Source organism: Rhizobiaceae bacterium (assembly GCA_023953845.1).
In the GTDB taxonomy this organism is placed as follows: Bacteria; Pseudomonadota; Alphaproteobacteria; order Rhizobiales; family Rhizobiaceae; genus Arvimicrobium.
On sequence record JAMLJC010000001.1, the window covers coordinates 1,842,178 to 1,865,067 of the forward strand.

At 63.2% G+C, this 22,890-nt stretch carries 21 protein-coding genes and 2 pseudogenes; 14 read left to right on the top strand and 9 right to left on the bottom strand.

The genetic code is table 11. The features are described from left to right. Positions 1–27 precede the first annotated feature (27 nt). The 4 genes from M9955_09110 to M9955_09125 are packed head-to-tail and all read left to right on the top strand — an operon-like array spanning position 28 to position 4,404. Positions 28–627: an ABC transporter permease gene (locus tag M9955_09110; GenBank protein ID MCO5081801.1), complete on the top strand. Its 600-nt coding sequence runs from the start codon at positions 28–30 to the stop codon at positions 625–627. After that, the gene (locus tag M9955_09115; GenBank protein MCO5081802.1) at positions 624–1,589 is read left to right on the top strand and encodes an ABC transporter ATP-binding protein; all 966 of its coding nucleotides are present in this window, start codon (positions 624–626) and stop codon (positions 1,587–1,589) included. Before M9955_09110 ends, M9955_09115 begins: the two co-directional genes overlap by 4 nt. After that, positions 1,586–2,404 carry a carbon-nitrogen hydrolase gene (locus tag M9955_09120; GenBank protein ID MCO5081803.1) on the top strand — a complete coding sequence of 273 codons (819 nt, stop codon included), beginning with the start codon at positions 1,586–1,588 and terminating at the stop codon, positions 2,402–2,404. The genes M9955_09115 and M9955_09120 overlap by 4 nt, the downstream gene beginning before the upstream one ends. Next, entirely contained in the window at positions 2,401–4,404 is a 2,004-nt protein-coding gene (locus tag M9955_09125; protein MCO5081804.1) for a CocE/NonD family hydrolase, read from the top strand. Before M9955_09120 ends, M9955_09125 begins: the two co-directional genes overlap by 4 nt. A gap of 69 nt (positions 4,405–4,473) precedes the next feature. Here the strand turns inward: M9955_09125 and M9955_09130 are convergent, their stop codons facing one another. The 3 genes from M9955_09130 to M9955_09140 form a co-directional block, all read right to left on the bottom strand. Continuing rightward, the gene (locus tag M9955_09130) at positions 4,474–5,523 is read right to left on the bottom strand and encodes a methyltransferase domain-containing protein (GenBank protein MCO5081805.1); all 1,050 of its coding nucleotides are present in this window, start codon (positions 5,521–5,523) and stop codon (positions 4,474–4,476) included. Between the two features lie 157 nt (positions 5,524–5,680). Next, positions 5,681–6,763 (bottom strand): alpha/beta fold hydrolase, encoded by a 1,083-nt coding sequence (locus M9955_09135; protein ID MCO5081806.1) that lies wholly within the window; start codon positions 6,761–6,763, stop codon positions 5,681–5,683. 179 nt (positions 6,764–6,942) lie between these two features. Further along, entirely contained in the window at positions 6,943–7,794 is an 852-nt protein-coding gene (locus M9955_09140; protein MCO5081807.1) for a LuxR C-terminal-related transcriptional regulator, read from the bottom strand. Between the two features lie 423 nt (positions 7,795–8,217). Between M9955_09140 and M9955_09145 the strand changes: the two genes are divergently transcribed. From M9955_09145 to panC, 10 genes and pseudogenes are all read left to right on the top strand, one after another. Next, entirely contained in the window at positions 8,218–9,606 is a 1,389-nt protein-coding gene (locus M9955_09145) for a sugar ABC transporter substrate-binding protein (GenBank protein ID MCO5081808.1), read from the top strand. Between the two features lie 60 nt (positions 9,607–9,666). Continuing rightward, positions 9,667–10,590 carry a sugar ABC transporter permease gene (locus M9955_09150; GenBank protein MCO5081809.1) on the top strand — a complete coding sequence of 308 codons (924 nt, stop codon included), beginning with the start codon at positions 9,667–9,669 and terminating at the stop codon, positions 10,588–10,590. A gap of 4 nt (positions 10,591–10,594) precedes the next feature. After that, a complete protein-coding gene (locus tag M9955_09155; protein ID MCO5081810.1) occupies positions 10,595–11,413 on the top strand; it encodes a carbohydrate ABC transporter permease in 819 nt (272 codons plus the stop codon). A gap of 20 nt (positions 11,414–11,433) precedes the next feature. Beyond that, positions 11,434–12,489: an ABC transporter ATP-binding protein gene (locus M9955_09160; GenBank protein MCO5081811.1), complete on the top strand. Its 1,056-nt coding sequence runs from the start codon at positions 11,434–11,436 to the stop codon at positions 12,487–12,489. Further along, positions 12,486–12,647: a hypothetical protein gene (locus tag M9955_09165; GenBank protein MCO5081812.1), complete on the top strand. Its 162-nt coding sequence runs from the start codon at positions 12,486–12,488 to the stop codon at positions 12,645–12,647. The genes M9955_09160 and M9955_09165 overlap by 4 nt, the downstream gene beginning before the upstream one ends. A gap of 37 nt (positions 12,648–12,684) precedes the next feature. After that, complete coding sequence (locus M9955_09170) at positions 12,685–14,952, top strand: glycerol dehydratase (GenBank protein MCO5081813.1); 2,268 nt, start codon at positions 12,685–12,687, stop codon at positions 14,950–14,952. Continuing rightward, positions 14,949–15,368: a diol dehydratase small subunit gene (locus M9955_09175; GenBank protein MCO5081814.1), complete on the top strand. Its 420-nt coding sequence runs from the start codon at positions 14,949–14,951 to the stop codon at positions 15,366–15,368. The genes M9955_09170 and M9955_09175 overlap by 4 nt, the downstream gene beginning before the upstream one ends. A 13-nt stretch (positions 15,369–15,381) precedes the next feature. Further along, the gene (locus M9955_09180) at positions 15,382–16,164 is read left to right on the top strand and encodes an SDR family oxidoreductase (protein MCO5081815.1); all 783 of its coding nucleotides are present in this window, start codon (positions 15,382–15,384) and stop codon (positions 16,162–16,164) included. A 293-nt stretch (positions 16,165–16,457) separates the two neighbouring features. After that, a pseudogene (locus M9955_09185) lies at positions 16,458–17,198 on the top strand (3-methyl-2-oxobutanoate hydroxymethyltransferase). After that, positions 17,195–18,088 (top strand): pantoate--beta-alanine ligase, encoded by an 894-nt coding sequence (gene panC / locus M9955_09190; GenBank protein ID MCO5081816.1) that lies wholly within the window; start codon positions 17,195–17,197, stop codon positions 18,086–18,088. Before M9955_09185 ends, panC begins: the two are co-directional and overlap by 4 nt. Here panC and M9955_09195 read toward each other — a convergent pair. From M9955_09195 to M9955_09220, 6 genes and pseudogenes are all read right to left on the bottom strand, one after another. Then, complete coding sequence (locus M9955_09195; GenBank protein ID MCO5081817.1) at positions 18,045–18,422, bottom strand: antibiotic biosynthesis monooxygenase; 378 nt, start codon at positions 18,420–18,422, stop codon at positions 18,045–18,047. The genes panC and M9955_09195 overlap by 44 nt on opposite strands. A 128-nt stretch (positions 18,423–18,550) precedes the next feature. Beyond that, positions 18,551–19,174 (bottom strand): hypothetical protein, encoded by a 624-nt coding sequence (locus M9955_09200; protein ID MCO5081818.1) that lies wholly within the window; start codon positions 19,172–19,174, stop codon positions 18,551–18,553. A 194-nt stretch (positions 19,175–19,368) separates the two neighbouring features. Further along, positions 19,369–20,142: a hypothetical protein gene (locus M9955_09205; protein ID MCO5081819.1), complete on the bottom strand. Its 774-nt coding sequence runs from the start codon at positions 20,140–20,142 to the stop codon at positions 19,369–19,371. 149 nt (positions 20,143–20,291) lie between these two features. Then, complete coding sequence (locus M9955_09210) at positions 20,292–20,831, bottom strand: hypothetical protein (GenBank protein MCO5081820.1); 540 nt, start codon at positions 20,829–20,831, stop codon at positions 20,292–20,294. 9 nt (positions 20,832–20,840) lie between these two features. Next, entirely contained in the window at positions 20,841–21,989 is a 1,149-nt protein-coding gene (locus tag M9955_09215) for an HNH endonuclease (GenBank protein MCO5081821.1), read from the bottom strand. 187 nt (positions 21,990–22,176) lie between these two features. Continuing rightward, positions 22,177–22,890, bottom strand: a pseudogene (locus M9955_09220) (HipA N-terminal domain-containing protein).

The following is a 22,890-nucleotide window of genomic DNA, read 5'->3' on the forward strand; positions in this document are numbered from 1 at the left end:
CCGCTCTATCTCTCCATCTTCGGCGGGATGATCGCCGACCTGCTGGTCAAACACATCCTTCTTTTCCTGGTGGCGCTGTCCGGTGCCACCGTTGCAGGCATCCTGGCGGGCATCGCCGTCTACCGGCTGCGTGCTGCCCGGGCCATCGTGCCCGTCATGAACGTGCTTCAGGCGACGCCGGAGATCGTTCTGCTGGCGATCTGCATTCCGTTCCTCGGCATTGGCTATGTCGGGGCCCTGGTGCCGCTGTTCATCAAGGGCATCCTGCCGGTGATGCAGAACACGCTGAGCGGCCTGCGCAGCGTCGAGCCCGGCCTGAAAGAGGCGGCACGTGGCATGGGCATGTCCGACCGGCAAACCCTGTTGCGGGTGGAACTCATCAACGCGGCACCGGTCATCATCGCCGGCATCCGCATCTCCGCCATCATGCTGGTCTCCGTCATCACGCTGACGGCCTATATTGGTGTCGAAAGTCTCGGTACGCTGATTCTCCAGGGCATTGCGCGCATGGACGCCAACGCTCTTCTTGTCGGCTCGGGTCTTTCGGCGCTGCTCGCCGTCATCGTCAACCAGATCATGATCCTCCTGGAGAAGGTAGCAATGCGCCTGGCAGGGAGAAGCAGATGAGCGACGCCGCGATCGAATTCCGCACGGTAACGAAACGGTTCGACGCGGCCGCGAAGCCGGCCGTGGACCGGCTCGATCTCGAAATCCGCCGGGGCGAGACCGTCGCCCTGATCGGCGCGTCCGGCTGCGGCAAGACGACGACGCTCAAGATGATCAATCGGCTGATCGAGCCGACGAGCGGAACAATCCTGGTTACGGGCAAGGACGTCCACGAAATCCCCGTTCTGGAACTGCGCCGCTCGCTGGGCTACGTCATCCAGCAGGTCGGTCTGTTTCCTCACATGACGGTGGCCAGCAACATCGCCGTCGTTCCCCAACTGCTCGGATGGGACAGGCAGCGCATCGCCGCGCGTGTCGACGAACTGTTGACGCTCGTCCATTTGCCGCCCGCCGAGTATCGGCACCGGCGGCCCGTCGAGCTTTCCGGCGGCCAGCAGCAGCGCGTCGGCGTGGCGCGTGCGCTCGCCGCCGATCCGCCCATCCTTCTGATGGACGAGCCGTTCGGTGCGCTCGATCCGATCACGCGGGCCAGCCTGCAGTGCGAAGTGCTGGAAATCCAGCGCAAGTTGAGGAAGGCGATCGTCATCGTCACCCACGACATGGAGGAGGCGATCCGCCTCGGCGATCGCATCGTGGTGATGGAGGAGGGACGCATCGCCCAGTCCGGGACGCCGGCCGAACTGCTGATGAGACCGGCCACTCCGTTCGTGGCGAGCCTGCTCGGCGAGGATCGGGCCATCAAGTTGCTTCAGACGATGACCGTCGGTGACCTGATGTCGGCAGGGCGCGGCGACGCTCCGGCCGATGCGCCGCGCCTCGACCGCTTGTCGACTCTTCACGACGCGCTGGGCGCGTTTCTGGCGAGCGGCCGGAGCGAACTGGTCGTGACCGACGAGGCGGGGACGGCAGTAGGCAGGCTTGCCCGCGACCGGCTGTTCGAACTGCAGGCGGCGCGAGCTTGAGACCGCCTTTGCGCATCGCGTTGGCGCAGACGGGCGGCCAGCCCGGTTCGATCGAGGGGTCGCTTGCAGAACTCGCGAGGCATGCCGCCGACGCGGCCAAGGCAGGTGCTGCCTTCCTGCTGCTGCCCGAACTCGCCTTGTCCGGCTATGGCGATCCCGCAAAGACACGCAGCCTCGCTCTCACCGTCGACACGGCCACCGCGCGCGTCGGCGCGATCGCAAGGTCGCATGGCATCGGCATCCTCGTCGGCTATTGCGAGAAGTTCGCGGAAGGCCATGCCAACGCCGCGCTGCTCGTCGCAGCGGATGGACGGCGGCTGCTCAACTACCGCAAGATGCATCTCTGGGGCGCCTATGAGGAAGCGATCTTCACGCCGGGCGGGCCGGGCGAGGTGATCGACCTTTGCGAAGGCATCAAGGCGGGCGTGCTGATCTGCTTCGATCTCGACCATCCCGTGACCGCGCAGGATCTCGTCGCGCGTGGCGCCGATGTCGTGCTCGTGCTCAGCGGCACGACGAAGCCCTATGGCGTGGTGCCGCTGGTCCAGGTCCCGGCGCGTGCCTACGAGAACTCGGTGTTCGTCGCCTTCTGCGACCAGGCCGGGCCGCAGAACGGTTGTGACTTCGTTGGCCTGAGCACGGTCGCCGCGCCCGACGGCTCCGTGCTCGCGAGAGCGGGCGCGGCTGCGGGCGAACTCGTCTTCGCCGACCTCGATCCAACCGCGTACGACGCCTATCGCAGCGCCCACCGCTACGCCGACCAGTTGCGGCGCGACCTTTATCCGGCGCCGCAACGGCTCAGGGACTTGAGATGAACACCTTTCGTGACGTCTTCCCGCACACGGTGCGAGAGATCGAAAACGCCTGGATACCGATGCCGGATGGCGTTCGGCTGGCCGCCCGCATCTGGCTGCCGGCCGATGCCGAGGCCTCGCCTGTGCCTGCGATCCTCGAGTTCATCCCCTACCGCAAGCGTGACGGCATGGCCCATCGCGACGAGATGATGCATCCGTGGTTCTCAGGCCATGGCTATGCGGCCGTTCGAGTCGATCTGAGGGGTTCGGGCGACTCCGAAGGGCTGCTCGAGGACGAATACGCCCCTCAAGAACAGGAGGACGGGCTCGCCGTCATCGACTGGATCAGTCGTCAGCCCTGGTGCAGCGGCAATGTCGGGATGATCGGCATTTCCTGGGGCGGCTTCAACGGCCTGCAGATCGCCGCGCGCCGGCCGCCGGCGCTGAAGGCGGTCGTGACCGTCGGCTCGACCGACGATCGCTATGGAGATGACGTCCACTACATGGGTGGCGCCCAGCTCAGCGCCAATTTCACCTGGGCGCAGACCTTCTTCTCCGACCTGACGCGGCCGCCTGATCCCGCGATCGCGGGCGAGCGGTGGCGCGAGATGTGGCTTGACAGGCTCGCCAACCAGACCTTCCTGATCGAGCGTTGGCTCGCGCATCCCACTCGGGACGCTTACTGGCGTCACGGCTCGGTCTGTGAGGACTACGCGGCCGTCGAATGCGCAGTGATGGCGGTCGGCGGCTGGACCGATTCCTACACCAACGCCGTCCTGCGCCTGCTTGCCGGCCTCGCTTCGCCGCGGCGCGGTATCATCGGTCCGTGGGGCCACGACTATCCGCACACCGCCGTTCCCGGCCCGGCCATCGGCTTTCTGCAGGAATGCCTGCGCTGGTGGGACCACTGGCTGAAGGACAAGCCGACGACCGCAATGGAGGAGCCGTTGCTGAGGGTTTATGTCCAGCGCGATCTGCCAACTGCGCCGGATCATGATTTCCGGGATGGCGAGTGGATCGGGATGGACGATCTCGGTCCGCATGCGGTGCGCGGCTTTCATCTCGGCGACGGCAGCCTGGACGACGCGCCATCGCCCTCACTTTCGTTCGACACCTGCTCGCCGCAGACGCTCGGCTGGACCGCGGGCGAGTGGTGCGCCTATGGCGCATGCGCCGACCAGCCGGCGGATCAGGCGGTCGAGGACGGCCAGTCGCTCTGTTTCGACACGCCGCCTTTGGCCGAAGACCTGGAGATAATGGGCGCGCCGATACTGCGGCTGCGAGTCGCCTCGTCCGGCGATCAGGGCATCTTGATCGTCCGCCTCAACGAGGTCGACGCGGCCGGCCGTTCTGCGCGTGTCACCTATGGCGTACTCGACCTGCGTTACAGGAGCGGTTTTAGCGAGCCGACGTCGCTAAAGCCGGGCACGCCGATGGACGTTGCCGTTCGCCTCTGCGACACCGCCTATCGCTTCCGGGCCGGCACGCGCATCCGCCTCGCCCTTTCCACCTCCTACTGGCCGACGGTCTGGCCGGCCGACGAAGACGTGACGCTCACGGTCGAAACCGGCCCTTCGGTGCTGGACCTGCCGCTGCTCGACCGCGCAAAATGTCGGCCGGAGCCGGTAGCCTTCTCCCCGCCGGAAGCGTCGCGTCCGCATGCGCACCGCACCGTCGAGCCCGGCGAGATGCGGCGTACGCTCAGCCGCGACTTCATCACCGGCGAGGAAATGCTGGAAGTCGTCGTGGACGACGGGCTGCGGAAGATAGAGGCGCACGGACTGGAGTTCAGCCGTCGCTGCGTCGAACGTTACTTCGCCAGGCCTTTCGATCCGTCCACGTTGCGCATCGAGGCGGACTGGACCTTGTCTCTCGGACGTGGCGACTGGCGCATTCGCACGGAAACGCAGGCCACGATGCGGCGCGTCGAGAAGAGCTTCGCGGTCGACTGCAAGGTTCGCGCTTTTCAAGGAGACGAGAAGGTTTTTGAACGGGAGTATTTGTCTGGGCCACGCACGTGAGCGCTCACGTATCGCTGCCGGACAGGAGCAGTCCAAAATCCTGCGTTAACATCCGTCCAGAAATCACTTTCAGGTCGCTTCGAGCACCATGTTGAGGGGGGTCTGGGTCGCTCGCCGGACATGCGTGAAGCCGCCGGACCGGATCACTTCGGTAAGCCGTTTCTCTCCCGCCTGTGCGCCAAGCGCGAGCCCCGTCTCCTGCGCCAGCGAGGTGGGCACGCAGATCATCGTCGAGGCTGAGTAATAGAGCCGTCCAACCGGGTTGATGTTGTCTTCCAGCGTGTCGCCGGCCATCGGCTCGACGACCATCCACGTGCCGCCGCCTTTCAGCGCCTTCCTGATATGTGCAGCCGCCGCCTTGGGGTCGCCCATGTCGTGCAGGCAGTCGAAGCAGGTGATCAGATCGAAATCGCGCCCCTCGAAGTCCTGCGCCAGGCCGACCTCGAACTGCAGGTTCGCCAACCCGTGCGCCCGGGCGTGCGCGCTCGCGGCGGCTATCGAAGCCGGATGAAAATCGTAGCCGATAAAGCGAGAGTCGGGGAACGCCTGGGCCATCAGGATGGTGGACAGGCCGTGCCCGCATCCCACATCGGCCACGTTCGCACCCGCCTTCAACCTGTCGACGACCCCGTCGAGCGCCGGCAGCCAGTCCTGCACGAGGGCATTTACGTAGCCCGGCCGGAACAGCCGCGCCACTGCGCAGAACATGCAGCCGGCCTGATCGCCCCAGGCGACGCCTCGTCCGGTCTTGAACGCCGACTGCACCTTCGGCTGGTTCTCGACCATCGCCGCGGCGGTATCGAACGCGCCGATCAGATTGACCGGGCTGTCGGGCTCGGCAAAGACGAATGCCTGCTCGGGCGTCAGCGAGAACTGCCCGTCCTCGTAATGCACGTAGCCCGAGGCCGTCTGTGCGGAAAGCCACTCGCGTACGTAGCGCGGCGCACATCCGGCGGCTTTGGCAAGCGCTTCGGCGTTCGCCGGTCCGGCCTCCTTGAGGGTCTTGTACAAGCCGAGCGCGTCTCCGATCCGCACCAGCGGCACGCTGACTGCTCCGCCGAGATCGCCAAGGACGCGGCCAACGAGTTCATTGAGGGTGGTTTCGTCAAGTTGTGCCATGTTCGGGTTCCTCCTTGCGTCGGAGAGCGTCTTGCTGCTCCGTCAGTCCAAGGATGAGGCCCGCCGTGTCGGCGGACATGAGGCGGCAGTCCCGCCCATATAAGAAAATCCGGCGACGGAGGGGACAGATGTCCCGCATGCGGGGCTGACTACGGTGTCAATCCGCCTGAGGCGGTCGCTCCCTGCCGGACAGCGTCATGACGATCGCCTGAGACCGGCTGTGCACGCCGAGCTTGCTGAAGATCACGGATAGCTGGTTGCGCACGGTCTTCACGCTCTTGCCGAGGCGTTCTGCGATCGCGCGGTTGTCGAGCCCTTCGGCGACGAGTTCCAGCAGGGCCGCCTCCGCGGATGTCAGGCCGGCCTCACGGATGGCGCGCGGTTGCACGGGTCGATCCTGGCCGAGGAAGGCGGCAAGCTCGGCCTGGAACGCCGCCCACGCCGGTTCGTCCGGCAGGAGCACATGGTTCTTGCTTTCCAGCGGCACGAAGCGCGCACCCGGAATAGCAGCCGCAAGCTTGCAGCCTTCGTCGAACGGCACGCGCATGTCGCCGCGGCAATGCGCGATCAGCGTAGGGACGCGGAGCTTCGCCGCGAGGTTCGACACGTCGATCCGCTGCATCTCCCAAAGCAGTTGCGCGGCGACGTCAGCGGTTGCCGTCACCCTCTCGAGATCGCCCCACCAGCGATGCTGTTCAGGCGTCCCGTCGGGTATGAACAGATTGGTGAAGAACTGGCAGAACGCCGGATTGTCGCGTCCCCAGCCGATGCGAACGAAGTTGACGAGGGTTTCGGCCTCCAGCAACTCGGCCTCCGTCTGCGCCCGAACCCGCATGCCCTGACCGTAGGCGTTGAGGAGCACCAGATGCGATACGCGCTCGGGATGCCTCAGGGCATATACGATGGCGAGGGCGCCGCCCTGTGAAAGTCCGAGGAGGACGAAGCGCGGGTCCTCGATTGATGCGGCCACTGCGTCCATGTCGGCATGCCACGCTTCGATGGACAGGTCGGAGACATGCCGGTCCGAAAGTCCGCAGCCGCGCGGATCGTAACGCACGAACCGGTTGCGGGCAGAAAGCGCCTGCAGCCACGGCCGCCAGATCGGGCTTTCGAGATCGTAGTCTACATGGCTCAGCCAGTGGGCCGCCCGAAGGATCACCTGTCCCTCGCCACAAGACGCCACGGCGATGCGAGTGCCGTCGGCAGAGGTGCAGAACCGTATGCTCTGGCCGAGTTTCATTGCTCAAGGATATCGTAGCGGAAAGGCGCGCAACAGGCAGGCGGATGCCTTTTCCTGCGGCGGCGGCTTCCAGAAGCTGGGAGGGAACGTGGTCCAGGTGTCCGGGCGAATCCAAGCCGGGTTGTGACTAACTCCCAGCAAAGGTGCGACACGGATTTTCCTGGCTGGAAAGCCGCACTTTAGCGATCCTGTGCTCCGAGTGCGGCTGGGCGGACAAAAATCGAGAACAGCTCCCTCTGGGAGGAAATGCGCATTTTGGCGTAAATGTTCTTGCGGTGGATGCGAACGGTGCCGGCCGATATGTTGAGGAGATTGGCAATCGACTCGGACGAATGCCCCTCCAGGACCAGGCCGACGACCTCGAGTTCGCGCGGCGTAAGGGGCGGCATCCCGCGGGTTCTGAGCGCCTCCTGAACGGTCCGGCGCAGAACCTCTTTGTCGTCTTCCTCATGACCCGCCGTCCTCAGACGTTCGTCGGTGCGCCAATGCGCCTCTGCGATGCGCCTGACGAGCGGCTCCACTGCACGCAGAACCCGCATGTCATGTACCGAAAAAGCTGGCTGGCTCGGGGCGCGCATCAACGAGGTCACGATCATCCAGCTATCCTTGCCGGGAATGAAAAACGCGACCTCGTCTACCGGGCCGGTCTGGATGTAGTAGGATTTGTAGTACTCGCTCTTGTAGAACTGATCCGGCGCCAGATCAGCGAGCCTGTAGAGACCTGATCTGATTCCGTTGGCGGTGGCTTTATACATCGGGTCGAGGAGATAAGGGCCGATCTCATACTCCTTGACATGGATATCGAATTGTCTTGGCCCGAATGTATGATGCAGGCAGACGGGCTTGGCCGACCCGCTATAGGCAAAGCTGACAGTATAGTCGTAGGGAGCCAGACGCCGGACGGTCGAGGCGAATGCTCCCGGGAAGTCGTGACTTCCCACCTGGGACAGAAGTTCGCCGAGCGCGGCGAACCATTCCGGCTGGGAAAGGAGCTGCCTGCCTGACGTCCCTTCGGAACTTACCGCCGCCACGCTCGCCTCCTACCGCAAAACGCATATGCCTTTTGGATTACACTGAATGGGAAATATCCCACGAGCGGCACCTTCTTATAGGCTTCGCTCAGTTTGTGGAATATGCCTCTGCCGGCACCTGTCGCCTTGGAGGCTCACGTCGGTTGCATATGCTGCTAACCCCCGGGCTTGCTCCAGTTGCTTCTCCGGCGTTTGTGCGAAACATGGCTCGGAGACCTTTCCTCCGGGAATTGGAGGACGCATTGGCTCCATAGGCAGCACTGCGAACCAGCCGTTTCTCACGCGCACCGGCGGCGAGATACGTGCAGCGTTCCCGCGATAGCGTCCGAGTGCTTTCTAAAAACAGTCTCGATCGCAGGATTCGGCCGAACGCAAGGCCGTCGGCCGCGCATGAAAAGAACAACCAACCACAGGGGAAGTGCGATGCTTGGAATCAACTCAAAACTGCGTACGTTCGCAGCGGTATCGGCGCTGTCGACGTTTGCCGTGTTCGGTGTTGTCGGCGCAGCGGGCGCATGGTCGCTGGAGGAAGCGGCGGCGCCGTACAAGGGTGTCACGATCCGCACCATCGGCGAGGCCCTTCCGCCCCTGGAGGCGATGAAGAAGCTGGCTCCCGAATTCGAGAAGCGCACGGGCATCACGGTCGAGATCGAGATGTACGAGCACTCCGAGGCGGTGAGCAAGGTGATGCTCGATCTCAACTCGAAGCGCGGCCGCTACGATTTCATCATTCAGCCGCATCGCGAGCTGGGCAAGTTCGTCACCAACGGCCATGTGGAGCCGGTGGAGAACTTCATGAGCTCTCCGATCTTGCGCGATCCGGACTTCAAGCCGGAGGAACAGCTCTATCAGGGACTGTGGAAGGAAATCTCCTGGTATGACGGCAAGCCCTACGGCTTCCCGTTCACCGCGTTGACGATGTACGCTTGGTACCGGTCTGATCTTCTGAACGATCCCAAGGAGAAGGAGGGCTTCAAGGCGAAGTACGGCTACGACCTCGGGCCGGCACAGGACTGGAAGCAGTACCACGATATTGCCGAGTGGTTCACCCGTCCGGACCAACAGCTTTACGGCACCGCGCTGCAGGGCAAGCGCCATGAGGCTCTCTGGTACGAGTGGCTGAATTTCCTCTATTCCTACGGCGGCGACATGCTCGAGGTGAAGTCGGGTTCGGAATGCGGCCCGGTCATCGTCAACAGCCCGCAGGCCATCGCCGCCACCGAATACTACAAGAGCCTCATGCAGTTCTCGCCACCGGACACTCTCAATTACTTCTGGGACGACGTGATGGCGCTGATGCAACAGGGCAAGGTCGCCGAGCTCATCATGTGGAACGACGCGACTTATGCCGTGGCGGTGGACGAGGCTGCCTCGACCGTGGTCGGCAAGATGGGCTTCGACCTCGTTCCGCAGGGCGACGGCGGCAAGGTGGCTCAGGTCGAGGGCTGGACCTATCTCGTTCCCTCCTCCTCCAAGAACAAGGAAGCGGCCTACCTCTTCATCCAGTGGATGATGGCCTACGAGCAGCAGCTGAACCAGCACCTCAACGGCGGCGCCACTGCGCGCCCGGATGTCTACGCTTCCGCCGAGGTCCAGAAGCTGCCCTATTCCCAGGCGTCGATGGGGTCGAACGAGGTTGCCAGGCCGAAGCCCACGATCCCGCAGTCGAGCGAGATGACCGATATCCTCGTGCGCGAGCTCTCTTCCTACCTTGCCGACGAGAAGTCCGCCAAGGAGGCGCTCGACCAGTCGGCCAAGGAGATATCGGCGCTGCTGGGTTCCTGCGCGCCGATGAAGTATCCTGTCCAGTGACAAGGGCGGCTTGTGCAATCCTTCCCGTGGGGCCGGGCCCCACGGGAGACGACTAGGCGAATGATGTCTGGAAATCAGCCTTCCCGGGGACTGTTCCTGCTCGATCGCGGTGCATCGCTGCCGCTGATCCTGCCGGCGACGCTGCTCGTCGTCGTCTTCCTCGTCGGACCGTTCTACTACATGGCCTACACCGCCATGACCGACCTGAGCTTCGCCAATCCGGACCAGAAAGGCGCGTTCATCGGCTTCGACAATTTCCGCAGGCTTGTCCGGGACGATCCCATCTTCTGGGGTTCGTTCTGGCTCACCATCCGTTTCGTGGTTGTCAGCGTGGCCGTCGAGTTCGTGCTGGGCTTTGCCCTGGCCTGGCTCATCTGGCGCTTTATCGACCGGCAGCGGCTTCTTACCACGTTGCTGCTGGTGCCGATGATGCTGGCGCCCGTCGCTGTGGGCCTCATCTGGCGGCTGCTGCTGCAGGGCGATTTCGGCATGGCGACCTACTATCTGCGGGCAGTCGGGGTGTTGTCGCCGGCGAGCGCCGTGTTTTCCTCGCCAAGCCTGGTCATGCCGACAATCATCGCCATCGACGTCTGGCAATGGACGCCCTTCGTGACATTAATCATCCTCGCCGGATTGATGAGCCTGCCGCGATCGCCCTTCGAGGCGGCGACGATGGACGGAGCCGGGCCATGGCGCCAGTTCGTCGATATCATGCTCCCCCTGCTGCGGCCCATCATTGCCCTGGTGCTCCTGCTGCGCGGCATCGATGCCTTCAAGGAATTCGACAAGGTTTTCATCATGACCGGAGGGGGACCGGGCACCGTATCGGAATTGCTGTCGATCTACGCTTATCGCGTGAACTTCAAGAACTGGAACCTCGGCTATGGGGCCGCGGTCTCCTTCATGGTCTATCTCGTCGTGCTCATACTGTGCTCGGTCTTCTACAAGGCCGTGTACTGGAAGTCGGCGACGGCGAGGGCGTAGGTCGATGAACCGGCCCTACAGGATCCTGGCGATAGGCGTTCTGGCCTGTGTGCTGGTGATGGCGCTGACACCCTACGTCTGGATGCTGCTCACTTCCTTCAAGGGAAGGCTGGACATCCTGTCGCCTCAGCCGACCTGGTTCTTCACGCCCACGCTCGCCAACTATCCGGCGGTCTTCATCGACAAGGACTATCTGCCGCTCGTCTACAACTCGCTCGCCATCTCGCTGGGCACCACCACGCTGTCGATACTCATCGGCGCACCGGCCGCTTATGTATTCGCGCGCTCGGACTTCGCGGGCAAGGAGGACCTGTTTTTCTTCTTCCTCACGACGCGCATGGCTCCACCCATATCGATCGCCGTCCCCCTCTTCCTCTTTTTCACGACTCTTGGGCTGACGGACACGATCTACGCTGTCGTGATCGCCCATACGAGCTTCAACCTCTCGCTGGTGGTATGGATGATGCGGGGCTTCTTTGCCGAGATTCCCAAGGAGATCGACGAGGCGGCCATGATGGATGGGCGCTCGAGGCTCGGCGCCTTTGTCCGCGTCATCGTCCCCCTCGCCGCGCCCGGTCTCGCGGCGACGGCCGTGTTGTGCTTCATCCTGTCGTGGAACGAATTCCTCTACGCCTTCATCCTCGTTGCTTTCGAGGGACGGCCGCTGACGGTCGGCATTCCGGGTCTCATCACCCCGCACGGCACCTTGTGGGGACAGGTCGCGGCGGTTGCGGTCGTCGCGACCCTGCCGATCCTGGTTTTCACCTTTCTTGTTCAGAAACACCTCGTTCGCGGCCTGACCTTCGGCGCGGTGAAGGGCTGAGGTCACGGTCGGAGCGCTCTATGGCGGTATCTTTCAAGGAAGTGACGAAACGGTTCGCGGACGGAACGATCGCGCTCGACCGCCTGAACCTCGACTTTGAGCGCGGCGAGTTCGTTGTGCTGCTGGGACCCTCGGGTTCCGGCAAGACGACGGCATGCCGCCTGCTCGCCGGGCTTGAAACGCCGTCGAACGGCAGCATCGAGATCGACGGCAAGGATATAACCGATGTGCCGCCGCGTTTCCGCGGAATCGGCATGGTGTTCCAGAACTACGCCCTCTACAGCCACAAGAGCGTCTTCGAGAATATCGCCTATCCCTTGCGTATCCGTAAGGTCGCCCCTGCCGAGATCGATCGTCAGGTGAGGGGCGTGGCTGAACTCCTACGGATCGAGGGCTATCTGCACCGCAAGCCCGCCCAGCTCTCGGGCGGCCAGGCGCAGCGCGTCGCGGTGGCGCGCGCGCTCGTCTGGGAACCCGCGATCTGTCTGATGGACGAACCGCTCTCCAATCTCGACGCCCTGTTGCGCCTGCATATGCGCACCGAACTCAACCGTCTCCACAGGAAGCTCGACAAGACTTTCGTGTTCGTCACTCACGACCAGGAAGAGGCCATGACCCTGGCCACCCGTATCGCTGTGCTGAAGGACGGCAGGCTTGTCCAGTTCGACGAACCTCGCGCCATATACCGCCGACCGGCCAATCGTTTCGTCGCCGGGTTCATGGGGCGGCCCGCAATGAACACGATCGACGGAATTGTCGAGGGCGGCGTCTTTCGTTGCGATGCGGTCGTCTGTCCCGTGGAGTGCCCTGACGGGCCTGTGACGTTGGGCATAAGGCCCGAGCAGATCGAGTTTGCAGATCCGGCGGCGCCCGGAGCCGTGCGGCTGACCGTGGATGTGAAGGAAGCGATCGAACCGGACACACTGCTGATTTTCCAGCTCGGCGGCGGTACGGCCGTCACACTGCGAACCCAGAAGAACTGCGATGCGATCGAGCCCGGTCAGCCGGTCTTCCTGACCTTTCCCCGGGATGCGCTGCACTATTTCGACGCTGCAACCGGACAGAGGCTGAGGTGACGCCCACAAGCTTCGTCCCGCTGCTCCTTGCGGCAATCGTCTGGCTCGTCTTCTGGGGCGTGAACCGCTCGCGAAAATGGTTCACCCCCGGTGAGGTCATCTTCTGGGATGCTATCGTCCTCATCCTCATTCAACTCGTGTGGCTGCGATGGTTCTGAAGAGGTCCGCGATCGTGACCCTTCGGGGAGAAGCACGATGACATCGCCCCCGCGCTGGCGCCGCTTCGACGAATGGGACGCGCGACCGCTGCGTCACGACCAGTTCGCCGCCGAGGACCCGGAAGCGGGATTCTCGACCTTCCACAGCCCGTGGGATCCGGCTCCATCGGCGCGTGTCGAAAACGGCCGCGTCGTCGAGATCGACGGCAAGCCCGAAGCGGACTTCGACATACTGGACGCATTCATCGCCGCCCATCACCTCGATCAGGACGCAATCGGCGAGGCGATGGCGATGGATTCGGCCCAGATCGCCCGCATGCTCGTCGATATCAATGTGCCGCGTCAGAAGCTCGAACGGCTCGCCCGAGGCATGACGCCGGCGAAGCTCGTATCGGTGGTGGCGGAGATGTCCTCACTGGAGCTTACCTTCGCCTATTCCAAGATGCGGCAGCGCCAGACGCCTGGAAACCAGGCGCACGTCACCAACGCCAAGGACGACCCTCTCCAGCTGGCGGCCGATTCTGCTGTCGCGGTTGCGCTCGGCTTCGATGAAATCGAAACCACGATGCGGGTCGCATCCAACTCCTGGGCCAATGCGATGGCCTGCGCCGTGGGTGCCGCGGTCGGACGCGGCGGCGTGCTGTTCCAGTGCTCGATCGAGGAGGCCGAGGAACTGCGCATCGGAATGGCCGGCTTCACGTCCTACGCCGAGACGGTGTCGGTCTACGGCACGGAAGCTGCCTTCGTGGACGGCGACGATACGCCGTGGTCGAAAGCGTTCCTGACCGCCGCCTATGCTTCGCGCGGCATCAAGGCGCGCTGTACGTCCGGCGCCTCTGCCGAACTCCTGATGGGTTTTCACGAGCGCCGGTCGGTGCTTTACCTCGAGGCGCGCTGTCTCTGCCTGCAGCGCGCCATGGGCGTTCAGGGAACGCAGAACGGCGGCATCGACGGCGCGCCTTTGACGGTGTCGATGGCCGGCGGCATGCGCGAGCTGATGGCGGAAAACCTCATCGCCGTCTGGCTCGGGCTCGAATGCGCCTCGGGCAACGACACGCGCGTCAGCGAATCCGAGATCCGCATCGGCGCCAAGATCACGCCCTTCCTGATGGCGGGGTCGGACCTGCTCTGCTCGGGCTTCGGCTCGATCCGCAAATACGACAATTCCTTCAATCCCTCTCTTTTCAACGGAGAGGATATCGAGGATTTCCTCGCGCTGCAGCGCGACTTCGAAGCCGATGGCGGACTGACTCCGGTCGAGGAGGGCGACATGCGCGAATTGCGCATGCGCGCTGTCCACGCCATCGCGGCGGTTTTCGAGGAGCTGAAGCTCGCCGGCGTGCCGGAAAGCTGGATGCTTTCGGTCGCTGCGGCTTCGGGGTCGCTCGAGACGGAGACATTCTCGACCCGCGAAATCACGCGCATCAGCGAGGCGATCCGGGACAGGGGATTGACGGCTGTCGACGTCGTGCGGGCGCTTCAGCGGCGCGGCTTTGTCCGCGAAGCCGAGAACCTTCTCCTGATGCTGCGGCAGCGCATTTCCGGCGATTACCTGCAGACGTCGGCGATCCTGCGCGAGGGCAGGGTGATCAGCGCGCTGAACGACCCCAACGACTATCGTGGTCCGGGCAGCGGCTATCGCATGCCCGATGCGCGCTGGGAGGCGGTGCGCGGCGTGCGCGATCTTCAGACGCGCGAGAAGGTGCTGGAGCGCGAGCGCCGCATCGATCCGACCGCCGCGCCCTGGTTGACCGCTATGGGGGACGCCCGCAAGGGCAGTGATCCGCGCGAGGTGGTCATAGGCCTGAGTCCCGCCTTCGGCAACGAGCTGACGCAGACGACGGCCGGGCACGATTTGATCGACGTGGTGCTGGCGCTGACTGACGGCGTGCGCGAGGGCGGCGGCGTGCCGCGGTTGATCCGCATACGCCACACCGCCGACACCTCCTTCCTCGGCCTGACGGCGGCCCGCCTGTCCGGCTCGGGCTACGCCATCGGCATCCAGGCCAAGGGCACGGCGGTCATCCATCGTGCCGACCGCCTGCCGCATATGAACATCGAGCTGTTTTCCAACGCGCCGGTGACGACGCTGGAACATTACAGGGCGATGGGGCGCAACGCGGCGCTCTATGCGAACGGCGACACGCCGGAACCGATCCTCGTACCCGTCGACGGTCAGGCGCTGAGCGCGCGCTATCATGTTCGCGTCGCCATGCTCTACGCCATCGAGACGGGTCTGGTCGCGCCGGACGCCCCGCCGCTCGATCTCGCCATGAGCATCGGCCAGGGAGGACCGTCGGAATGAACTCGCCACTGGACCTCTACCCGATTTCCGAGAAGGCGCCGGAGCAGGCCGTCTCGGCTTCGGGCCTGTCGCTTGATCGCTTGACGCTTGACGCCGTCGTTTCCGGACGCATAGGCGCGGCCGACATACGCATCTCGGCGGAGGTGCTGAGGCTTCAGGCCGGGATTGCGCGTGCCGCCGGCCGCGATCGGCTGGCCCTTAATTTCGAGCGCGCCGCCGAACTGGTGACGGTGCCGCAGGATGTCATCCTGGAAACATACGAGATGATGCGGCCGGGCCGCGTCTCGGACGCCGGCCTGCTTGCCGCTCGCGCTGAGATGCTGCGGCGCGACTACGGCGCCCATGCGATCGCGACGCTGATCGACGAGGCTGTCGCTGTCTACGAACGCCGAAATCTGTTTCGCCGGCGATATTGAGAAGGAGGTGCCGATGATTCTTGAGGGACGCACGGCGATCGTCACGGGGGCAGGCTCCGGCATCGGGCGCGCTGGATCGGAAGCCATGGCGCGCGAGGGGGCGATCGTCGTGGTGACCGATCGTGACCTGGAAGCTGCGCAGGCGACTGTCGAGCGCATTGCCGGCATGGGCGGCCGGGCGGAGGCCTGCAGACTGGATGTGACCGACGACGCTGCAGTCGTCGCGCTTATCGGCGACGTCGCCGATCGGCTCGGCCGGATCGACATTCTGCACAATCATGCTGGCGTGCAGGTTGCCGGTAGCGTGGAGGAAATTGACGGCACCGGCTTCGATCGCTCGTGGGCCGTCAACGTCCATGCCCAATTCATCGCGTGCCAGGTAGTTCTTCCCATCATGAAGAAGCAGGGGGGCGGCGTGATCCTCAATACGTCGTCGAACTCCGGCGTATTCCTTGATCGCGCCATGACCGCCTACATCACCAGCAAGGCCGCGTCGATCACCATGACGCGCCAGATGGCCCTCGACGTTGCCCGGTACGGGATACGCGTCAACGCCCTGTGTCCCGGCTGGGTCGATACGCCTTTCAACGACCCTTACACGAAGCAGCTTGGCGGTCGCGAAGCTTTGGAGCACGCGATCGCAAAGATCGTGCCGATGGGGCGCTTTGCGACGGTGGACGAGATCGCTGAAGTGATCCTGTTCATGGTTTCCGATCGCTCGTCCTACATGACGGGCCACGCATTGGTCGCCGACGGCGGCGAATCGCTGGCTGGCGGGACCAATTCAGGCGACTGAGAATCGAGTTAGCACTCTAGCCGCATCGATGGTGGACGTCGGCTGGCCGCGCCTCGCGGAAGGCGCGCGGTTCGCGCCCGTAAAGACCCACGGCCCTGTTGGTCGATACTATTCCGGCAATGGCAAGAGGTTCGCCCCACGCTTCGCAGGCCTCTTGGGGTTGGCCGCTAAGGCAGGCTGCGATCGTCTCCCCACCGTTGCCGCAGCCGCTGCGTCTGTTGGCTCTTCGCACCTGCACAAAAATATGCCAAACGCCATTCCGCCAGCAGATGACGCTGGGGAAGGAGGGTCCTTTGAGCGCGACTGCTCATACGAAGGCGACCACGCCGCCCGATATTCGCGCGCGCAAGGGCCTCACGCCGCTCGTTTGTCTGACGGCATATACCACACCGGTCGCGAAGCTGGTCGATCGGCATTGCGACATCGTCCTTGTCGGTGACAGCGTCGGCATGGTGATGAGGAGGGTCCGGAGCAGGCCTTTCGCAATGCGGCAAGGCTCATGGCTGAGACCGGCTGCGCGGCGGTCAAGCTGGAGGGGGGCGAGAATCTGGCCTCCACCATCGGCTTTCTCGCCACCCGCGGCATCCCGGTCATGGCTCATATCGGCCTGACACTGCAGGCGGTGAACACCTTCGGCGGCTATCGCGTGCAGGGACGCGGAGACGATGCCGACAGGATACGGTGTGACGCGGCAGCCATTGCCGATGCGGGTGCGTTCTCGGTGGTGCTTGAAAAAGTGCCCGAGCCACTCGCCAGGCAGATCACCGCCGGGATCGCCATTCCAACTATTGGCATCGGGGCCTCGCCGGCCTGTGACGGCCAGATTCTCGTCGTCGACGACATGCTCGGCCTGTTCGAAGCCTTCAGGCCTAAATTCGTCAAACGATATGCTGAACTCGCCGATGAGGCAGAGACCGCGATCTCGGCCTATGCGCGCGAAGTCCGAGCGGCGCTTTCCGGCAGCCGAGCACGTCTTCGGCGAACTGCCAAAGGGTATTGATGCCAACAGCCCCAAGGGTGGAGGGACTGCATGAGTGTGTCTGTCGCACGGACGGTTGCCGACCTGCGCGCGATGGTAGCGGAGTGGCGCAAGGCCGGCGCGCGCATTGCCGTGGTGCCGACGATGGGCGCTCTGCACGAAGGGCATCTCAGCCTTGTGCGCACCGCGCTCGCGCAGGCGGATCGCGTCGTCGTCACGCTGTTCGTCAACCCGAAGCAGTTCAACAGCGCTGCCGACTTGTCAGCCTATCCACGGACGGAGCAATCGGACGCAGTCAAACTGTTGCCGCTCGGTGCGCATCTTCTGTACGCGCCCGACGGTGATCAGATGTACCCGGACGGTTTTGCCACGACGATATCGGTGAGTGGCGTCAGCGAAGGGCTTTGCGGCGCCTGCCGGCCCGGGCATTTCGACGGTGTTGCGACGGTGGTGGCGAAGCTCTTCCTGCAGACCGGGGCTGATCTTGCCTTCTTCGGCGAAAAGGACTTCCAACAGCTTCATGTGGTGCGGCGCATGGCGCGCGATCTGGACATTCCGATAAACATCGTTCCATGTCCGACGGTCCGCGAGCCGGACGGACTGGCCATGTCTTCGCGCAATTTGCGTTTGACCATCGCTGAGCGCGCAGTCGCGCCCAAGCTTGCATCTGCCCTTTTCGAGGCGGCGGAGCGGATCGCCGTCGGCGCGTGCGTCGATGAAACGCTCGCGGAGACTCGGTCGAAGATCGCCGCGGCCGGTTACGCGCGTGTAGAATATCTTGAATTGCGGGCCGAAGAGGATCTGGCGCAAATACGAACGTTGGATAGGCCGGCGCGCCTTTTGGCGGCGGCTTGGCTTGGCGAGACGCGGCTGATCGACAATGCAAGGGTTTCTTCGCGTCTTACTTCACGGACAGGACAACAGGCCCGGAGATCGGATCTGTAACGCCCAGTCCGCCCCCCAGATCGACCAGAGCTTCGCGGAAGCTGTTGAGAGTCGCTATCATATGCGCCCGGGCAGCGGCCAGCGCCTCGGCGCTCTCCCATTCCGCGATGATGCAGTAACGTCCGTCGGCGGCTGAAATGATGTTGGCATGACGCAAGCCCGGCCAGTCCTGAGCTATGTTCCGGTGAGCATCAAGGAAGACGTCTTCCATGCCGCTCTTGACCTTGAAGCGCACAACGTTGAATGCCGTCACGACTGCCTCCGCGTTAGATGATTGCAATGATGTCCATGAGCGTTCCCGAAACCGGTCAACGGCACCTGCAACGCGCGCCATCGACGTCTTCGTATGGTGCACAGTATCGAGAACTGGCGTGCTATAGAAGCATTCAGACGCGACGACGGAAATAATTTTGGCGCGCCGGACAGGATGAAACTGGGAACTCGTATGTAATTGTAGCGGCACTATAATTTCGCGGCACTGATATGAATGCCCGTGCCAACCTCTTCGCTGCCGTTGAGCTGGAGGAGCTGCCATTGGGCTGGCGGGATAAAATTTTTCGGCGGCAGGATGATCCAACCGTCGTCGTCACCGACGGCGACAAAGTCACCTTTCGCTACGCAGAGCGCCGATAATGCACAGACGAGTGCGGCCCGATCATCGTGGTTGACAATGGCAAGCAGATCTCCCGCCAGTTGCCTGCCCGGAAGGCAGTGCGCAATCAACGACGCTAGAACGCCGTCCGTCGCGAGGTGCCGGTAAAACGTGTCGGAGCGGTCGGCTCTATGCGCCGCGAGACGCTCTGGGTCCGCAATCATCATACCGAGGAACGAACTCGGAAACGCCTCCACCAATGCTTTTTCGTCGATGGCAACCCCATGTCGCGCGGAACTCAGGACGGCGTGCCTGACGATGTGCCCGACGCACACGTTGGCATGAAGGTTCAAGAGCTTGCCGACCGGCGCGCTGGATTGACCGGGCTTGCCGATGAGCGGGCGTAGACGCCGCGTCAGCATCCGCTCTGCTGCCCGGTAGCGGCCGATGATCTCGAAGCCGCGCTTTATGGGGCCATCAAAAGCAGCCGCCAATACGGGCTGCCCACGCGCGAGCCTTGCGATGGTCTGTTCTCTCTCAGGTTCGACTGCCCGGAAACGCGCGATCGTCCACGACACTGTTGTGAGCGACCATTCCAGCCTGCAGATGGCGCTTGACCGCCTGACAGGCGAACATCCTACGTCGATACCTATAACCGCCCCGCTCTCCAATAGCTCTCCTTGCCGACCTACCCGGCTTCACTGTCATCGGACGGATTGGCTGATACGAAAGTGACACGCCAGCGGCTCACCGGTACAGGCCCATCATGCCCGCTTGGTTCGCGATAGCGCGGTATCATCGCGCGCACATCGTCGGGGATTGATTGAGATATCTCAGGTACAGGTGGCGCATCCTCAACTCCGCCCTGCAGCCTCTCAGCAAGTCGGTTCCGCACTTCAATCGGCGTAGGCGGGATCGCAAATCCGATTGCTCGGCGGCCGCCCGACGTTACGGCATAAATAGGCCCCGGTGGGCTGCCGGGAGCCAGGGCGAACGGTGGCACAGGCAGAATAGTTGGCGGACAGAAAATATCACTCAACGGGAAAATGTGAGGGGAAATCACGCGCAAGCTTTTGTTGCTGGTGCGTAGCGGGCGGGTACTAGCTGCTTTTACAAGCCGCTCGATCAAGTAGCCGTCGACTAAGTTGACGCCCGCCACTTTGGATACACGGTCCTTGCGTGCGAGCATGCAGGTATGGGCCGGGTGATAAAGGATATACAGCGGATAGGTTGCCGATCCGGGCGCGCGGGCGGTATCGCAAAGGGTTTCGGCCTGCAGCTTGGTACCTTTGCCGGACGTATGCAGTAGCTCTCGATAGGCGTGGCGCGTCCATTTTTCCCCGTCACCATAAGCCTGCTTCGCCTGCAGCAAGATGCGGAAAAACGTCCCGTCCGTCTGGTTGACGAAGTTCCATTCCATGTCCGCCCCGGTGACGGGCTCGTCGGGGAATTCGACGATCACCCTGCCGCTCCCAGCCGTGATGAGGCTTCCCATCAACAGGTCAGTTACCGTCTCTTCACGGAACCGGCGGCGCAGATGGCGTCCACGCTCCAGGAAGCTCTCTACGAAAGCCGGAAATTGGTGAGCAAGATAGCAAAGCATAGATCGGACTATTTCTGTGGCGGGCGTTGTCGACGTTGACGGCGAGGCAACTTCTTCTTGTCAGCACTCCATAGCGCGCGATCGAGCGTACGCATCGTCACGCCCTCGTCCCTCGCTTTGTCCCGACACAGCGCCCCGTACGCCAGCCATCTCTCAAACGTATAGTAAGTTGAGCCCCCAACAGAATTCATCGCCCTAACGTCAAGAATGGGATACTGCCCAGGAAAGGCAAAGTGAAGAATGACGCTGGCCATCGGCCAATCAACACCGCGTAACGCGAGGAGCGCCCCGATTTTGAGACGCTCCCCCTTCGCCGAAAAGGCGACGCGGGATATTTCCTCAACATCCTCCGCGCTATTCTCGCTCACCAGACTCCGTGTGCGGCCGCCGCGCCACTTCCAGCGCGCCACTGCCTGTAAATCTTCCAGCGTCATCGATCCCCGGGTTTGGGCTTCCTTCATTCGTTGGCCCAAAGCCGCGTCGTCAGCAAAATACTTGTAAGACGCGGCGAGCGCTTCTATCTCGGTTTTGGTCAAGGCGATCTGCAAAATTCCTCCTTAGCAATAGTCGTCAATCGTCTCGCCATAGTGCTCATGCGGCGTGCCAATAGCCATGCAGTGAGCCTTCATGGCGCTGGCCTCCTCGAAGAACATCCCGCCTGATTCATGGCAGAACAATCGTCCTTCGATGTAAACCTTGGCGCGCGTCCAACCCTTAACGCTGTTCGGCGGCGCGCTGCACACGACCGACATCACGTTGTCAGGACCGATGCCCGCCTCTACCACGAGGTTCTCGCCGTAGCGGCTGCGCGTGAACACCGCTCCAGGCGACAGCCGCCCGAGATAATCCGCAAGCGCCTCATCTCCGACTTCCGCCGGACATTGCGGAAATTCAGTGGGCGTGCGCCACTTGCGCTGAAACGCGCTCTCTGTGAGCGAAGGCGTATCAAGCGGCTCCGGCTCGAAGATAGGACTTTTCGTCACCGCGCCCGGTATCCGCACTTCACGTTCTGCGACCGGAAACGCGAAGGCCGGCACCTCCTGTGCTTCCCGCTGCGCGGCCGTCAGCTGCGCCTCATCAACCGGCAACGCAGGCCGTGCCGGCGCAAACACCCAATCATCGAGCTTCCCGCCTTTCCCGTTCTGCGCGGTCTGCGCCCACGCCAGCAGGCGCTGCCGGCTCACTTCCGCCTGCTCCTTCGTGACGACGCGCATCCATTCCCACTGTGGAATGGTGCTGGCGCCGGGATTGGCGAAGAACGCTTCGAGCGAGCCATAGGCCAGCTCGATCCTTGCCCGCGTGATCGGGTTCAATAGGATGTTTTCGAGCCGCGTCACCCAGCGCAGATTGTCCGGCCGGTTATTGAGGCGGTTCGTGTCGATATGATCCACGACATGCTCTGCTGACGGACAGGCGCCGTGGAAGGCCGTGGCAACGATGCGGTGAACGACGTGCCCCGCGATTTCGAAATACCCCGAGTGCCGGTTCAGGCCGCCGAACGTCCAAACCTCATCAAGCGGTCTGCGCCGCCGGCCACCCGCCCGCGCGCAGCGATAAACCGCGCCATTGTCGCGCACGCGGTACAGCTCGTCTTGAAACGCAGCTTGGACTTCCTTCTCAAAAACGAGAAGCACCTCAGAAAGAGGCGGCTGCGCGGCACTTGCGTCCAGGGCCGGCATCCGCACAAAGGAATCCGTGTCGTGCATGGCACGCCTCCATAGATTGTTTGCGGGATTTCATCAGCCTGACCAGTACATACTGGCGCTGGGTTGTTGATGGCCGCAATATTCGAGGTGCCAGGCGCAGCCTTATGCTCACATGCACCCACGAATACTGCCCGGCGGCCTCGCTGCTGTCAACGGCGCACGGTCGCCGCGCAAGACAGAGCTGAACTCAGTTATTTTCGATAATTCGTAGCATGTGCGCAGCACGCGTCTCGATCACAGCGCGAACCGCACCAAGAATTCCATGAGCTATGCCTGTATCCCCAAACTCGGCCAGAAGCCCGTCCGCCTCCTTCCCGATACGTCCAGCAAAATCAGCGATGTCCTTGACCAACAAACGCTGCGCACCGCGCGTCTCGGGAACAAGCGTCAGCCAGTGTTTCGACTGGATGGTGTCAGGGACCGCCCGCCCGCCAATCGCCATGGCTTGTTTCTTCGCGAGTCGCGGATGTATGAAAGGCTTCAGGATATGCGTGGTCGGGCGCCCGCCTTTGGCGAGCCCGATGGCATCGCCCTCCACGCAGACAGCGATTTTGTCCTGCGCGCCGGCGAGCGAAAGCCGCACCCCTTCCTCACCGCCGAGCAAAGGACGCTCGCGCAGCTTGCCGAGGATTTCTTCAAGGCGGGGCTGGCTCAAAATTTCGATGCCGTCATCGTCGGACGAGGGCGGTGCCTCACCAGCCGGATAGAGCGATAAGGCACCGGCGCATTCGCCGCCGATCACTTCCAGCAGCCCGAAAGCGTTGCCCGCCGAGATTCCTAGCGCACCCGCCAGACGCTGGCGCGCCCCTTCATCCGGCAGCAGGCCGGAGAAGAAGGGGCGAACAACCCTATCCGCGTAGGGGGCTTCCTGCAGTGGCATCGAAAAAGAAATGGCGCGCGG